This window comes from Armatimonadota bacterium (genome assembly GCA_013359125.1).
Taxonomy (GTDB): Bacteria; Armatimonadota; Fimbriimonadia; order Fimbriimonadales; family GBS-DC; genus JABWCR01.
In genome coordinates, this window is sequence record JABWCR010000029.1 from 1 (window position 1) to 15,250 (window position 15,250).

General features: G+C 58.2%; 12 protein-coding genes, 1 tRNA gene and 1 pseudogene. 3 read left to right on the forward strand and 11 right to left on the reverse strand.

All coding sequences use genetic code 11. The features are described from left to right. Nucleotides 1-197 precede the first annotated feature (197 nt). The 3 genes and pseudogenes from HUU60_11630 to HUU60_11640 form a co-directional block, all read right to left on the reverse strand. Nucleotides 198-566 (reverse strand): hypothetical protein, encoded by a 369-nt coding sequence (locus HUU60_11630; protein ID NUL83354.1) that lies wholly within the window; start codon nt 564-566, stop codon nt 198-200. Nucleotides 567-605: 39 nt separating this feature from the next. Then, nucleotides 606-1,120: pseudogene (locus tag HUU60_11635) on the reverse strand (NAD(P)H-dependent oxidoreductase). Nucleotides 1,121-1,156: 36 nt separating this feature from the next. Further along, nucleotides 1,157-1,603, reverse strand: a complete 447-nt coding sequence (locus HUU60_11640) for an ester cyclase (protein ID NUL83355.1) — start codon at nt 1,601-1,603, stop codon at nt 1,157-1,159. Between the two features lie 38 nt (nt 1,604-1,641). On the opposite strand from HUU60_11640, the gene HUU60_11645 reads away from it, so the two are divergent. Both HUU60_11645 and HUU60_11650 read left to right on the forward strand, forming a co-directional pair. Beyond that, entirely contained in the window at nt 1,642-1,791 is a 150-nt protein-coding gene (locus tag HUU60_11645) for a hypothetical protein (GenBank protein ID NUL83356.1), read from the forward strand. Between the two features lie 429 nt (nt 1,792-2,220). Next, entirely contained in the window at nt 2,221-5,697 is a 3,477-nt protein-coding gene (locus tag HUU60_11650) for a DNA polymerase III subunit alpha (GenBank protein NUL83357.1), read from the forward strand. On the opposite strand, the gene HUU60_11655 is transcribed toward HUU60_11650, so the two are convergent. The 3 genes from HUU60_11655 to HUU60_11665 are packed head-to-tail and all read right to left on the reverse strand — an operon-like array spanning nt 5,694 to nt 10,555. Continuing rightward, nucleotides 5,694-7,652, reverse strand: coding sequence for a hypothetical protein (locus tag HUU60_11655; GenBank protein ID NUL83358.1), 1,959 nt, complete (start codon nt 7,650-7,652; stop codon nt 5,694-5,696). The two genes, HUU60_11650 and HUU60_11655, sit on opposite strands and share 4 nt — an antisense overlap. A gap of 23 nt (nt 7,653-7,675) precedes the next feature. Then, nucleotides 7,676-8,107, reverse strand: coding sequence for a DUF1992 domain-containing protein (locus HUU60_11660; protein ID NUL83359.1), 432 nt, complete (start codon nt 8,105-8,107; stop codon nt 7,676-7,678). 18 nt (nt 8,108-8,125) lie between these two features. Beyond that, complete coding sequence (locus HUU60_11665) at nt 8,126-10,555, reverse strand: hypothetical protein (protein ID NUL83360.1); 2,430 nt, start codon at nt 10,553-10,555, stop codon at nt 8,126-8,128. An 89-nt stretch (nt 10,556-10,644) separates the two neighbouring features. Here HUU60_11665 and HUU60_11670 point away from each other — a divergent pair, with 89 nt between their 5' ends. Next, complete coding sequence (locus tag HUU60_11670; protein ID NUL83361.1) at nt 10,645-11,055, forward strand: hypothetical protein; 411 nt, start codon at nt 10,645-10,647, stop codon at nt 11,053-11,055. Here the strand turns inward: HUU60_11670 and HUU60_11675 are convergent. The 5 genes from HUU60_11675 to HUU60_11695 all read right to left on the reverse strand — a co-directional run bounded on the left by HUU60_11675 (nt 11,027) and on the right by HUU60_11695 (nt 15,172). After that, complete coding sequence (locus HUU60_11675; GenBank protein ID NUL83362.1) at nt 11,027-11,884, reverse strand: hypothetical protein; 858 nt, start codon at nt 11,882-11,884, stop codon at nt 11,027-11,029. The genes HUU60_11670 and HUU60_11675 overlap by 29 nt on opposite strands. 11 nt (nt 11,885-11,895) lie before the next feature. Continuing rightward, the gene (locus HUU60_11680) at nt 11,896-12,618 is read right to left on the reverse strand and encodes a VWA domain-containing protein (protein ID NUL83363.1); all 723 of its coding nucleotides are present in this window, start codon (nt 12,616-12,618) and stop codon (nt 11,896-11,898) included. 74 nt (nt 12,619-12,692) lie between these two features. Beyond that, nucleotides 12,693-13,160, reverse strand: coding sequence for a hypothetical protein (locus HUU60_11685; GenBank protein ID NUL83364.1), 468 nt, complete (start codon nt 13,158-13,160; stop codon nt 12,693-12,695). A 63-nt stretch (nt 13,161-13,223) separates the two neighbouring features. Continuing rightward, nucleotides 13,224-13,297, reverse strand: a tRNA-Gln gene (locus HUU60_11690). Between the two features lie 27 nt (nt 13,298-13,324). Continuing rightward, the gene (locus HUU60_11695) at nt 13,325-15,172 is read right to left on the reverse strand and encodes a hypothetical protein (GenBank protein NUL83365.1); all 1,848 of its coding nucleotides are present in this window, start codon (nt 15,170-15,172) and stop codon (nt 13,325-13,327) included. Between the last annotated feature and the right edge of the window lie 78 nt (nt 15,173-15,250).

A 15,250-nucleotide genomic window follows, 5' to 3' on the forward strand; every position in this document is an offset into this window, starting at 1 on the left:
CTTGCCGCTCTCGATACCTTGACGCCGGAGGCGATCGGCATGACTCTGGATACTTCGCTGGGCTGGACGGTGCCGATGACCCGCCTGATGATGCTGCCGAAAGACGTCTAGCCGGCGATCTGGGGACTCTCTGCGGCGCACACTTACTGTCCGCTTCGAACCGGAGCTTTCGTTGCGCTCAACCCCCGGCTAACCTCTTAAGATACTATGGAGTCGCTCTTCAGGGGCTCCTCGTGTGGCGCCAGATCCATGATGGTAGTGGGCGGTACAGGACTTGAACCTGTGTCCCCTACAATTCGCGGGATCTTGAGAGCATCGAGCAGCACGGCCACGTCGTCGGCGAGGTCTGCGTAGGTGAAGTCTCGCGGGACGTCCGCCGTGCGGCTGTGGCTCTTCATTTCGACGGCAATGACTTTCCGCGTCTTGGCCAGTTCGCCGATCCAGTTCGGCCCGTTCGGGGCGTCCCAGTTGTTGGTGATGGTCATGAACGCGCCGTGAAGCAGCGCCACCGGTTCGCCGCTCTTTCCGAATCCCGGCTTGTCGGGGCTGTGGACTTCGTAGTACATCTTGAGTCCATCGATCGGCGCGAGCGATCACGGCGCTGCCTACGTTGGGCGCTCAACTTCTTCGTGTGGCAGCACAGCGAGCACGCGAACGATGAAGTCGTGAAACTCCTCCATGAACTTGCGCAGAAAAGCTTCGGTCGATGGGTTCGCGACGTTGCCATCTGCGTCGATAAGGTCAGGCGCGAAGGTGATATAGGCTTCGGGCGAGTTCATCTGGGACCCGATGACGGCCGTCGGCTTCCGGGCGAACGAGTTCGCACCCCAGGGTCGGCTAGCCCAGTCGATCGCATTCTTCAGGCCGCCCGGAATGGAGCGGTTGTACTCCGGCGTCACGAACAGAATGGCGTGCGACCTGCTCACGGCATCCTTGAGCGACTTCGCCTCGAACGGAAAGTCGCTGTCGTAGTCGCTGCTGTACAGAGGGAGATCCTTGATCGGGATCTCCTCGAACTCCAGCCCTTCCGGGGCCAGTTTGATCAGCGCATTTGCAAGCTTCCGGTAATGGAAGTCGAGGCCAGGCTTCCCACGAAGCAGCCCACTTTATACGTCGCCATTGATTGTGTCCTTCCTCCAGTTCTTCCCGCGAAGGCTTAGTCACTGAGGCCGATCTGCTTAAGGAACGTAACAAGATCGTACATGAGGTTCTCCTCGACGATCTGGCCCTCGTGCCACTTGGCGACCGTATAGAAGTCAACGTCGAACGACTTGCCGGTCGGGGGAATCTCCGTTCCGTCGGCCAGCTTCATCGACCCTTTCATGGCGCCGCGCATTCGGGCAACCGAGCACGTCCAGTCGCCGGAGGCGAAAAAGACGCGGTAGGGCCGGTTGTCGAGGCGTTGGTCGGGAAAAGTGTGAAAGAAGTCGATCGCCTCTTGAGCGTGGTCCTCGATGCCGACCGTGGGCTCCGTCTTTCCGGGCCAGCGGACGATAACGTCGGGCTTGTGCCGTGCCCGGAAGACCTCCAAGTCCTGGGCGTTCCAGGCGTCGTCAAGCGTCTGCATGAGCTCCATGTTTCGTTCTTCTGTGGGTGTTGCCATTTGAATCTCCTTCAATCTTTGCACCGATAGGGGCGCCGATGGGGCCCGATCGGCCCGTCGGTCAGCAACCGCTTCCACTCGGTCCGATCGAAGAAGTCTGCCATGGCGCGTTTGTGATCATTGGTTCTGGAGACTCGCGGGCTTGCGCGGGCGAAAACACGGGGGTGAGCGCCGAGAACAAGTCCTGACGGCTCGGCACGGGTAGTTTGGCCGACAGGTAGCAGAAATATCGAAAGGTACGATGTGCCGGGAATGGGATCGCATACCAAGAAAGAAGGCGGTTATTGCCGGGGTTTTCGCAATCGCTTTTCTGTTTCCGCCGTACGGCGCTAGCAAGGCCTCGATCACGATCAAGCCAGGTCCATCGGCTTTGCGAAGGTATCGCCCGTTGCAGGATATGGATCGAGACGCAAAGATCCAGGAGGCAGCGCGTTCCGCCATTCGATGCCTCCAGATGCAAACGTCTGCATTGGCCAGCTTCGGTCGATACCCCCGACAAAAGAACTGCCCTGAACGGGATTTTCTCGTTTTGTAGCACAATTTTGAGTACGAATCGCGCCCTTTGAATCGCCCGCCTGGTAGAATCGGGGTGCGGTCGACTCGGTCGCTAACCAGCCATGTCCGATCCTTTTGTCCATTTGCATCTGCATACCGAATACTCGCTCCTGGACGGCGCGGTGCGAATGTCGCAACTGGTCAAAAAGGCTGCCGATCTCGATATGCCCGCGGTCGCGATCACCGACCATGGCGTGCTCTACGGCGCTCTCGACTTTTACAATGCTTGCAAAGGTCAGGGCATCAAACCGATCATCGGGTGCGAGCTGTACGTCGCTCCCGGCAGCCGCAAAGATCGAGAGCCCCGAACCAAGCGCGAGGACGAGCCCGGCCGCGAGCGCAACTACTATCACCTTCTGGTGTTGGCCAAGGACGAACAGGGCTATCGAAACCTGCTGAAGCTGAGCACCATCGGTATGTTGGAGGGCTTTTACTATAAGCCTCGCGTGGACAAAGAGGTTCTTCGTCAGTACTCCAAAGGGCTGATCGCCACCAGCTCCTGTCTGGCTGGACAGATACCGCAAGCCATTTTGGACAACGACCTGCCTCGCGCCAGAAGCCTGATCGCCGAGCATTTGGATATCTTTGGCAATGAGAACTTCTACATCGAGCTTCAGGACCATCGACTGGACGCGCAGAAGGCGGTCAATCAAGCGTTGCTGTCGTTCGCTCAGGAGTTCAAACTGCCCATCATCGCGACCAACGACGTGCACTACCTGAACGCCGAGGATGCCGAGATGCACGGCGTGATGCTGTGCGTGCAGACCAACGACAAGATCACCAATCCGCGCCGGATGAAGTTCGACACGCAGGAGTTTTATCTCAAATCAAAGCCGGAGATGGCCGCACTGTTTGCCGATGCGCCCGAGGCGATCGTCCGTCCTTGGGAGGTCGCCCAGCGTTGCGAGTTTGAGTTCAATTTTGAACGTCGGCTGTTGCCTGCGCCCGATATCCCCGAGGGGCTGAGCGACAGCGACTATCTGGCTCGGTTAGCCAGAGCCGGCTATTCGGAGCGGTTTTCCAACGCCAGCGGTTCGGAGCGATTGGAACACGAGTTGGACGTGATTGCTAAGACCCACTACGCGAGCTACTTCTTGATCGTTCGGGACTTTGCCCAGTTCGCCCGCGAGAAGGGCATTTATTTTGGAGTTCGAGGATCGGCGGCGGGCAGTTTGGTGTCGTACTGCATCGGCATTACAGACATCGATCCGGTCGCCCACGATCTGACGTTCGAGCGGTTTTTGAACGTAGACCGCCTCCAGATGCCCGATATCGATATGGATTTTGAGGATGCTCGGCGCGACGAGGTGATTCAGTATGTGCGCCAAAAGTACGGCCAGGATCACGTCGCGCAGATCGTTACGTTTGGAAGCATGGCGGCGCGCGCGGCCGTTCGGGACGCGGGCCGGGCGATGGCGATTCCTGCGCAGTTAGTGGACCGGGTCGCGCGCCTTATAAAGCTGGACAAAATCGATGAGGCCGTTAAGACAAGCCCCGAGCTTCAAGCCGAGATTGCCAAGAGCGAAGAGGCCAAGCGGCTGATCGAGATGGCCAAACGACTGGAAGGATTGACCCGAAACAGCAGCGTTCACGCAGCAGGGGTCGTCATCTCGCGCGAGCCTTTGAGCGAGCACGTGCCGTTGGCCCGGGCCGCGGACGATAGCGTAGTCACCCAATATCACATGGGGAATCTGGAGCAGCTGGGCCTGCTCAAGATGGACTTTTTGGGTTTGGCCAATCTGAGCGTGCTGGCGCGAGCGGTCGAGAACATCAAGCGGTTTAAGGGCGAGGAGATCGACGTTCAGAAGATTCCTTTGAACGATGCCAAGACTTATGCGATGCTGGCCAAGGGGCACACGACCGGCGTGTTTCAGTTAGAAAGCGCGGGCATGAGGAAGCACATTCAAAGGCTTCAGCCGACCAGCGTCGCCGAGCTGTCGGACATGGTCGCGCTCTACCGGCCCGGCCCCATGAAGCACATCGATGCCTATATCCGCCGCAAGCACCGCCAGGAGGAGGTTAAGTACGATCATCCTCTATTAGAGCCGATCCTCAAGGACACTTACGGGATTATCGTTTATCAAGATCATGTGTTGAAGGTCGTTCAGGCGTTGGCGGGGTTTACCTTGGGCCGGGCCGATGTCCTCCGTTATGCGATGGGCAAGAAGAAGGCGGATACGATGGCCACAATGCGGCCAGAGTTTTTTGAGGGCGCCAAGCAAAGGGGCATTAGCAAGGAGCAGGCAGCGAAACTCTTTAACGACATTGAGGATTTTGCGGGCTATGCGTTTAACAAGGCGCACGCCGTTTGTTATGCTTATTTAGCCTATCAGACGGCTTATCTCAAGGCCAACTATCCGGTGGAGTATATGGCCGCGCTGATGGCCGTCTATCTGGACAGGAAGGAGAAGATCGCGTCGTGCATCGAGGAGTGCCGGCGGCTGGGCATTCGCGTGCTGCCGCCGGATGTGAACAAGAGCGAGAGCGGGTTTTCGGTCGAGGATGATGCGATCAGGTTTGGTCTGCAGGGGATAAAGGGGGTTGGCGAGGCGGCTGTCGAGGCTATTCTGAGGTCGCGGAAGGCGGAGGGAGCGTTTGAAGATCTGTGCGATTTGATTTCTCGAATGCGAGGAGCGAGCGGCGCGAATCGGGCGACCTTGGAGGCGTTGATCAAAGCGGGCGCGCTGGACAGTTTGCATCCCAATCGCGCTCAGACGCTGCGTTGTTTGGATTCGGCGCTGGCTTATGCCGAGCAACGAGCCAAGCAGGCAATAAGCGGGCAGGAGAACCTGTTTGGCGAGGCCGATCCGGACGCGGGATTGGGCAAGCCGGACTTTGCCGACGGAGAAGAAGCGCCTTTGATGGAGAAGTTGGCGCTGGAGAAGGAGTATCTGGGCATCTATCTGTCGGATCATCCCTTGCGCCCTTATCGCCGCCAGCTGGCGCGGATTGCCACTTCGATCGATCTGTTGACCGAGGACGACGATAAGGTTACGATCGCAGGCATCATAACGGGCATAAGAGAGATCAATTTGACGCGAAAGGGCGAGGGGGATGAGCGGCCGGCGCGAATGCGGATCATGACCTTGGAGGATTTGACGGGATCGATCGAGGTTTCCGTGTCGGGCAAGATTCTGGAGGCCAGCGGCGGCTGTATCGAGAGGGAGCGAATGGTGATCGTAACGGCGCGGCCCAACAACCGGGAGTTTGGCCGACAACAGGAGCCACGGGAAGAAGAAGCGGTCGGCAGGCTGAGAGAGTTGCGGGCGGTCGAGGTGCGGCCATTCGAGCCGTCTGCGCCGGATGCGGAGGTCGAGGAGCCTGCGGGCTATGTGAACGTGAAAGTGCGTCGGGCGACCCACAGGCTGTTGCGCGAGGCGCGAGAGTCGCTCTCGCAGATGCCGGGGCAGTTGGCCGTACGGTTTCAGGTGGAGCCGATTTCGAGATGGGTGGAGACGGAACTGAGGGTCGATACGGCTGCCGTGGAGATGCTTCAAGAGAAGTTTGGCGCAGATAGGGTGGAGGTGGAAGTTAGTTAAATCGCCCAAACCAACTTTAGGCTGATTCGGCTTTCGAAGCGTCTTGCGTTCGGGTCGCCGATGATCAGATAGGTTTCTTGTCCTGCGAAGCCCGAACTTCGATAGGCCAGGTAGAAGTTGTAATCGCCGTCGCGGTAAACCGCCCGCCCCGTGATCGCTCGCTTAGAGTCGATTTCCCAGCCCAGAGTCAAGATGTGCTGTTCCGTACGACCGGCAAGGCTTAGAACAGAGCCGCTATAGTTCGCGTCCACCCGGCCAAACAGACGGCGATTGAAAGACGCCGAGACGAATGTGGACGGCTTGTCGTCTCTCTTGCCGGTCGATACGAACACAGACCAGCGCCGGGTGCGATCCGACGAGCGGTTGGTGTAGCCGAAGGAGCCTATGCGATCGCGCGCGCCCTCAAAGGTCGTCAGAGAAAAACCAGCGGACCAACGTTCGTCGCTACGGACAATGATGGAGCCGTCTATGCTGATCGTCTCGGTAAAGGGAGAGCCGTCCATGCGGCGATACTTGGCCGCATAGAGCGAGGCCGTCTGCCGCGTCGTCCAACTTTGTCGAAACTCGTCCTCGTACTCTGCAAACAGATAGGAGCCTTTCTTGTCGTCAAATTCGATAAGGCCAAGCGGCGGGCGAAAGCCCTTGTCGATGCTGGTCGCTCGTGCCACAGCGAACAACTTGGGGATGGCATAGGCCAATCCGTAGCTGCTGGCTTCGGTTCGGACGCCGTTTATTGCGAGCCGACTGACCTCGGCAGCTGCGATGTAGTTTCCTTGATTCCTCTCGATTCGAAAGCCTGAGTTTTCTGCTTCGGTCGAACCGTGACGAGTTAAGTAGACATTCGCGTTTCCGTGTTGACCGAACGACAAGCCCAAATTGACGACCGCATTGTCTTCTTTCCCTTGGCCAAAGGTAACCAAACTGCCGATGGAAAAGTCTCGCCCAATGCGTCCGAACGCTTTGCCTCCCGCATCGAAGTCGCGTATGCGCTGGGAGTAGAACATCCGCCCGATGGCGTGCTCGTCCGTCAAGTCCAAGTAATCCTCGCCTTCTTCGAAAAAAGGTCTAACGTCGTCGACAAAGCGTTCGGACCGACTGAACTGGATGCCTTCGATCTGGCCCTCGATATTGCGAAAGTCGGGATTGAGCGTTACCATCCCGATCAGGCCATTTTGCAGCGAATGCTTGACGTCCAGCCCAGCGGGCGCGCTCTCTGTGCCGCCTTTCTGTCGAAGTTCAGGCGCAAAGTAGGCCATCAGTTGGGTTGTGGCTCGAGAAGCCACTCTAGGCGGCTCCACGTTCTGCCAGATTCCCATGTACTCCGGCTTGTGCTGCGAGGTGAGGTTGCTCCAGTGAAAGACAGCCTTCGAACGATGGTGGCGTCGGATAAAGTTGATGCCCATGTTTCGAGGAGAGGGGCCCGAGCCGCGCAGCACGATGGCCCAAGGGATGGCGAGTTCGGCGCTCCATCCGGTTTCGGTGCGAATAGCCGCCGCCTGCCACTGTCCTCGCCATTCGCGCTTGGCAGCGGCGCCGCCGGCAATGTTCTCGCTGGTCGTTCCTAACGCATTGACCTTAAAGGTCGATATGTTATCCCATTGACGGGTGTAGAGCGGATCGATCCAGATTCCGACCCAATCTTCGCCGTCGAACGAGGCGTTGGGCCGGATCTCTCTAGCGACGATGCCGTCCGGCTGATCGTCCAGGCATTGAAAATGGATGTAGATGGCCTTTTCGTCATAGGTGATTTTGGCGATCGTTTGGGGCTGGGCCAGGTTGCCTGTAAAGGGGTCGAAGAAGTCTTCTGCCTGGGCGGCGGTTCGCCAGCACTCGTCGTCAGGGCTGCCATCGATGATGGGGGGCTGGTCGCACTTGACGCCCGGCAAAGGCCGGCCGGACGCGAGCCCAGCGACCGAGACGAGCAGAGCGACTATCAATAACGGCAATCGAAACACCCGGCAGGATACCTGAACAAGGGCTATGTGCCAAAGTGGGCGTCGAACGCTTGGAGCTTTTCTGACACTTTGACGGGGATTTGGACATAGGCGCCTGGCGGCGAATGGTGATTGAAAGCGAGGATGAGGTCGTTGATGCGCTTAAGGGCTTGATGATACTCTTTGCGGGCATCAGCGATGTTTGCAATGCGCGCCTTTTGGCAATCGTTCCAGATTTGCTCTGCCTTTGCCCGGGCGCCGTCGATTTCGCGCTGATGTTGAACCCAGTCGGGCACGGCCCCGGCGTTTTTGAGGATTCTGAGAGCGGCTCGCCACTCTGGAGGGATCATCCAGTCGGCGTCGATTTCCATTGGTTTGCCGTGGCCGGGCAGGTTGGCGAATTGGCCTTCCCGCACGGCCTCGTCGATCTTACGTTCGGCTATCAGGCGGATGGCTTGGCCTATGTCGCCGTTCATAAGAGGATTATACTGGACTTACGGCTCTGCGATGGGGTTCACGATGGTGTAGTGAATGTAGTTTGTCTCAATTGGAGCGGGACAGCCGCCGCCCGTAGTAGCAAATCCCATTCGAGTAATGCGCAGCACGCACGATCCGGGCATCTTTGCGTAGACCTGCACGTAGTACGAAGTCCAGGGCGGGGGCGGTCCGGGCACAGTTTCGACCGTTGCCTGGATGATGCTGCCCGTTTGGGGCGGTCCCGGGATGATCAGGGCGTTGCCTAGGGGCACGTCGGCATACCAGCCAATGGTGTGCGCGTGAGTACAGTCAGGGCAAGCATAGGCGCAACTAACGATCGGCAACCAGCCAGTGGTCACTTCGATCGTGCCGGCGAACCGATTGGTCAGAAGGCCTGAGACGGTAACCGCGCCGTCATGGACGCGCAGGGCAGCGGCGTTGGGGGTTCCCGGTGCGGATACCCCGTTGCCGTTTGCCCGCACACCGGCTCCTTCTGGATTGACGCCCAATGAAACGCCCCATGCGCCAAAGTAGGCGTCGTCGTCGTCGGCAGGCGCCACAAAGCCATAGGCTCCGGCCATGGAGGTGCCAAGATTGCCATAGTTGCCGCTTGCGGTATGTCGCCCATAAACGCCGAGGTAGTTGTCCGAAGTTCCATACACGCCGACGCCGTTTTCGCTTCTGCCGTTCACCCCCGTGCTCTCGGTGCCCAGTTCGCCCGTGTTGAAGGTGGACTGGTGTCGGCCATAAGCGCCGACGTCGGGCAGCCCAAGACCTCCGCGATTGCTGGAGGAAAGATTGAGTGCTGCTACGCCGGCGGCAAAGTCGCTAATGCCGTAGACCCCGCTTGAGGTTTGGCTATTGCCGAGCACGCCGAACTGGGTAGCGCTGTTGCCTTGGACGCCATGGCCGTCTGTGCTGCGGCCTAATACGCCTTGATTGTTGCGGGATACTCCAACGACGCCATGGCTGTTCGTGCTGCTTCCAGTAACGCCCACGCCGTTTCGGCTTTCGCCTCTTACCCCGTCGCCTCCTTGAGAAGTGTCGTCTGTGCCCCGCACGCCATAACTGGGCTCGCCGAGGCTTCCAAACGTGCCGCTGTCATTAACGCCATACACCGCGCTTCCAGCGCCCATAGCTCTCGCGCCGATAGCGTGGCCGGCGCCGGTGTTTGTAATGGCGAACAGCGTGATGATGTCGTCTCGGCTTTGAAAGAACGGCAGTCTGAGCTCGCCGGCAGTAGGATTTCCCCATGCTAAGCCGGTCTCTGTCATAGTAACGGCCTGTCCGACCCCTGCGCCAAGCGCATTCAGCTTTGCTATGGACACCGCGCCGTCGGCGAGCATATTGGTCTGCACCCCTTGGTTTGCGATGGAGAACGAATTGCCGGTCAGGCTAAGGCCGGCGCCCGCTGTGTAACTCTGTGCGGGCTGCCATGTGCCATTGCCGACGGAGTCTGACGTAAGGACATAGCCTGCAGATGGGGAAAGGGTGAGTTGAATGCGGCTGGTCTTTATCCCACCGATAAACTCTGCTGCCGGTCCGGAGCCTAAGGTTCTGACGACCATTGCAGGGTTCGCGCTGGCCGCGTTGAGCGACTCGAAGTAGGCGGCGTATCCGACGCCGTTGGTGTAAGCGTGGAGCGCGGCCGCACTGTTCGAACTGTTGTCGATCTGAAAGAGACCGGCCCGATCGGCGCCGCGAGTGTAAGCGAAGACGGCCGGCGAAGAGTTAGCCGCGTTGGTCATCTGCACTCGTAGGCCCCAACCCGTGCCGTTTGACAAGACATGAACGGCGGCGTTGGAATTGGTCGGATTGTCTACTTGGAAGAGCGCAGCGCGTCCGGCGCCCTGGGCAGTGATGGAAAAGGCGGTCGATGCGCCCGAATATCCGCCGCTGTAGGGCAGCAGCAGTCGCGAGGCCGTCGGGTGCGACCAAACAAGCCGAGCGCCGTCGAACGTGAGGCTCTGTCCTGCCAGCGCGCCCGATGTTTCGATCGAAAAGGTATTTCCGACCAAGCGAAGACCCTCGCCCGCCATGCCGATGTCGTCGATGCCGTCGGCAAATCCGGACGGGATGCCTGAAAGCCCGCTCCACGGGCTACGACTGGAGAAAAGCGCTGTTGGCGCGTTGGCCAGTTTGATTCTGGGAGACAGAGTCGTGCCGCTGACTTCGATCTGAAGCCATCGGGCGGCGCCATCGAACACGGCTCCAAAGTCTAGGGATGCGCGAAAGAGGCCGTTGGATACGCCCACCCCGTTTCGGGTTACGGTAGGCCCGATTTGAGCGCCGCCTGTCGCTGAATCGTAAAGTCTAAAGGCCATGTCGAAGCTTCCGTTGGCTGGAAGCCCGTTGCTCTTCAAACTGCCTTGAAAGTCGATCTCGGTCTGTCCGAAGGCGCCGAGCGCCGCGACGACGAATAAGACTGTTGCAATGGCGAGTTTCATCGGATTTTCCTCCTCTATTGTGCGGCTATATATTCTAATCCTTTCTTGACGCAAATGTAGCGGGTATAACAGGCTTTACGGAGAGGTGTATGGCAAAGATATCGGACTTGAGTTGGCTGACTGGGCATTGGAAGCGGGAGTTGCCGAACGGCATGGAGGGCGACGAGACCTGGACGCCCGCGACCGGGAGCATGATGGTGGGGGTCGGGCGAACGTTGCGCGGGGGGTCGTTGATCTTCTTAGAGTTTATGCGCGCGCGAGAGACGGAGAAGGGGCTGGAACTGCGGGTTTGGTTTGCTCACAAGGCCGAACTCTCGGGCGGTACGGCATTTGCGGAGAAGTCTTCCAAGCCTGGCGAGATTCTGTTCGAGAATTTGGCAAACGACTTTCCTCAGCGGATTCTCTATCGTTCGGACGGTCGGGATCGGCTTTTTGCGCGAATCGAAGGCGGCAAGGGCAATCCGGAAGAGTTTAAGTTCCGTCGGACGAGATTGGGGTAGAGGGCGGCGGTTCTTCGCCTCTCAGCCTTTTTTCGATTTCCCGTTCGGCTTCGTCGGATTGTCCCGGGTACCAGGTGATGATCCGGTCGTACTTGCGTTGCAATTTCTCTTTTTCGGACCTTAGTTCGTAGATTTTGGCTTCTGCGTCTGCGGCATTGACGCCATGCCTGTGGGCGTCCGCGGTTTGGAGCGCAAGGTTGAGATGGGGCAGTTCGTTGTCGATCTCTCGGATTCGTTTTTTGAAGTGATAGCCTTCGTCCAACCATCCATAGTCGGGAGAATCTTCTTGAGGTATTCGCGCTGCGACGCCCTTTACCCATTGAAGGTCTTCATAGGCGATGTCCTTTCTCAGCCAAGCCTTGAACAACATGAAGCCGAACAGCGAGGGCAGGCCAATTTCAAGAAGTCCCATAAACGCGGTGAGCATGTAGGAAGTAGCTCTCGGTCGGCCTTGTTCGATCATCAGGTCGGCTCTGAAGTAACTGATCGCGGCAATGGCGCCGACACAAGCCAAGAAGATGAGCAGCGTGAAGAACCGAAGGATGCCTGGAGCTCTGTAGTGGCGTTCCAACAAGTAGGCATGCAGCGCCAAGCCCGTACCCATGTGCACGATGCCGCCTATCATGTAGGACGCGACGTCGTCTTGAGTGAATCTGCGGATGGCGGCGGCCGTGAGCATGGCAAACGCTATGGAGACAATGATCAGCGCCATCGTCCAGCCGACCGTGGCTCGTACCGCCGAATCGTATTCTTCTTGGACGTTTTGGCGCATTAGGTTGCCGGCTTGAATGAAGCGCGCGTGATCGTTCTGATCTTGATTGGACGCCATGAGATGCCTCCCTACAGAAATCCCTCTTGCTTCAGCCCGTAGTGCCTGGCAGGTTCTAAAGTTTCGCCTGCGCCGTACAGGGCGACTTTGCCGAACGCTTCTTCGCACTTGGCTCTAAAACGAGATTGGCTTGCTTCCGGTATCCCGTGCATTGCGATTTCTACGCTGTTGTCTTTGGGCGCTCCCCAGGCCATAGCCAGTGGGTCTCGAAACATCTTCGCCGCCATCCCGGGCTGCTTGCAGGGGTCTGGAACGAGATCGGTGTAGCCGACGATGAGTTTCCTCTTGAACCCGGCGTTTTCCGGCTTTATAGCAAACTCAAAGGCTCTTTCCAATGCCGTCGCCACATCCGTCCCGCACCGATGCTCGGCGCCGTCGCTCGATTTATGGCACGGCTTGGGCTTCCATGCGGCATTATAAGCGGCGACAAGTTGATCCCGGTCCTTTTTGAAACCGATGACAGGCACGCTCCTTGGGATTTCTGGGGCGTGATCGCAGGTAACGAACGCGACCTGATCGTTTTCTTTGAGGAAGTCCTTGGTCAGCACGTTCTTGAACTCGTTGCGCCACGATCCAGACCTTGCTTGAGCCGACTCCGTCGGGTCGATGACGACGACCAATAGGAGACCCTTGCCCGCGTTCGGACCAGACGCGGTTCCGCCCCCAGTCCCGTTGCAAGCCTGGTTGCAAACGAGCGCAACAATCGCTAGAACAAGCAGTCCGATTCTCTTCAATGCCCTTTCACCTGCCCTACTATACCTACTACTACATAGTGATCCAGAGTTCCTGCCAATCGACTGCGAATCTTTCAATCGGGGAGCGAAGTTCTGTCCGAAAGCGCGGCGCTTAACTCTTCAAGCGCCCTCTGATCAAACTGATCGAGTTCTGCTTCGGTGCACCGTATTGTCAGGCGTTTGACATCGGCGTCCGTTTGGACTTTTTCAAGTTCTTTAAAGTACGCCGGAGTGATCATATATGCGATTCTGTATGCAGGGCTGTCGCCTTCTCTGGGGATCGTGCCTAAGTATCCGTTCACTTCGCTCCGCGTCAGGTCGGCCCGACGGATGTTACAGACCTCATACTGACGAGTTCGCCCAGACTCGGCCGATTCCAAGAAAACCTCAATGATCGCTTTCTGGCTCTCTTCCTGTTTCTTGAGCGCCTTGCGCGTTTTGAAAGAGTAAGTAGCCGCAATTGTAGCAAAGATGGCTCCGAAGATTCCGATGGGGTCTGCAATCCATCCTAGGCTGCCCAAAAACTCCACTATGCCTTCCATGAGCCACTACTTCAACTAGAAGACATAGAGTTCCTATGTGTGCTTCAATCTTGGAGAAGAAACTGGCTGCGGGAGATGGATTCGAACCATCACTACTAGATCCAGAGTCTAGCGTCCTGCCGTTAGACGATCCCGCAACGACTAACGAATTATACCCTTGCCTGCTACCGAAGCAGCGCGCGCTGGGCCGCCTGGCGATAGGCGTCCCGAACCGCGTTTGCCATCGCGTTGGATGCCGGGCTGGCCTCGTTCATCGGAGGCAAGTTGGGCAACGGATCGAAGTAGGGGTCCTCGAATTCGACTTTCAGTTTCCAACCGAAGTATCGCTCGCCATCGTGGTCGAAGGGGGAAAAGCCGGAATGCTCTCGAACCAAACGAGCCCTTGATTGACCGCCCTGAGGGATGGAATGAAGCAGTTTGTCCGCTTTACCCTTGGCCGAATCGATGGTCAGCGGTTCGATACGGTGGCCGAAAGTCGCGCCCGCCCGCAGATCGATGGCTTCCCAAACAATCTCGATCTCTACCTCTTCGATCGCTCGCGCCACTCGCGAGACCTGGAACATGCGCGAGGCCAAGTTCGTCTCTAATCGCTCGATCTTGCGCATCCAGTCCTCGTGCGCTCGCTTCCACTGTCGCATCCGTTCTCCGCGCTCTCGATCCAACTCTGGCCGAGATTCCAGATAGCCTCTCGGAACTTCCAGCCGCTCTGGATTGGTGTAGGGCTCGATGGCGTCCTTTTCGGACAAAATCGGCTCGCCGGGCGTTCGATAAGGCGTGTACTCCCATTCGGCTTTGCGATCAACCGACTTCAGGCGCACAAAGAGCAGCGCCTCGGCGTTTTGGGTCATTTCGGACACCTCGGCCGGGCTCATCCGAGCGATCTGATCGACTTCGGTTATACCGCCCAAAGCAGGCGCGGAACCCTTGTCCAGCATTCTGACGCCGCGGAAACTTTGGCGGAGTTCGCCCATGATGCGCGTTACGGCATTCTTGGGCAGGTAACCGGTATCCCCGGCATCGATCACGACGGCCATTCGTCGCAGGCCGCGCAAGTCGGGTACTGAATCCTTGACGACCGTCGTATTGCCGACGTAACCAGCCTTGCCGAATCGTGCCAGCGCAGGGACCCAAAGGTCGGCGCTCGGTACCGATAGGCAGGCGATGGTATGGCCGTTGCTCATCGTGGCGCCCAAGATGCCGTATTCGTTCGGCGCGGTTTTTTCGAAAGCCGCGTATTGCGATCCGATGATGTTGCGCATGGTGGGCGTGGCGCGCGCGGCGCCATCGCGGGTCAAGAAGTAGATTTGGTTGGAGTTTTCCAGCCGGTGCGAGTTCTCAAACGTTTGGCCCGGGGCGATCTGCTTCCAATCCAGTTCTGGCCGGCGCTGATTGACAAATCCCTCGATCCACTCGCGCACGGCGGGCACGCGGGCGGCTTCCGGGTCGACGACCGCGGTCCAAACCTTCACGTCCCATTCGTTGCGGCTTTCCAGAGGCTTCTTGTTGCTGTAGGCGACTTCTGTCCAGCATCGCTCGATCGCCTTCTGTATAGAAAAATCGCCCGGAGCATAGACCACGATCCAAAGCTGATTGGGTTTGCGAGGCTGGAGGTATTGCCACATCACGCGGTATCCGGCCTTGGCTTTGGGCAGTCGCGTCAGGTCCATGCGTCCGCCGATCGCTTCGTTCATGCGCTCTAACAGGGGCTTGGGCGTCTGTAACGTGTCGATCAAGAAGATGCGAGCGCCTGGTTGGTCGACGCTGGACCGAAGTTGCGTTACGTCGTTCCATCCCGTTCGCTTCAAGGCTCGGCGCGCTTTGCCGGGCTGGGTTGTCAGAACCAGGTGGCTCCAAACCTCGTCCGACGGCCCGGTCCACACGATCGCGGGCGTATCGGTTACGACTGGCAAATTGCCGACTAAATAGTCTCCGCCGCGCCCTAACTGGGCTGCGCCCATCGATAGGACGCCCATCGTTACTGCCGTTATGAGGGTCATTCGCGCGATCTTCAAGGCCGTTTTCCTCCAACTCTCACCGCTTTGCCTAAGGATAGTTCAGGGGCGACCGAAATTATACCAGCCACCCCTATT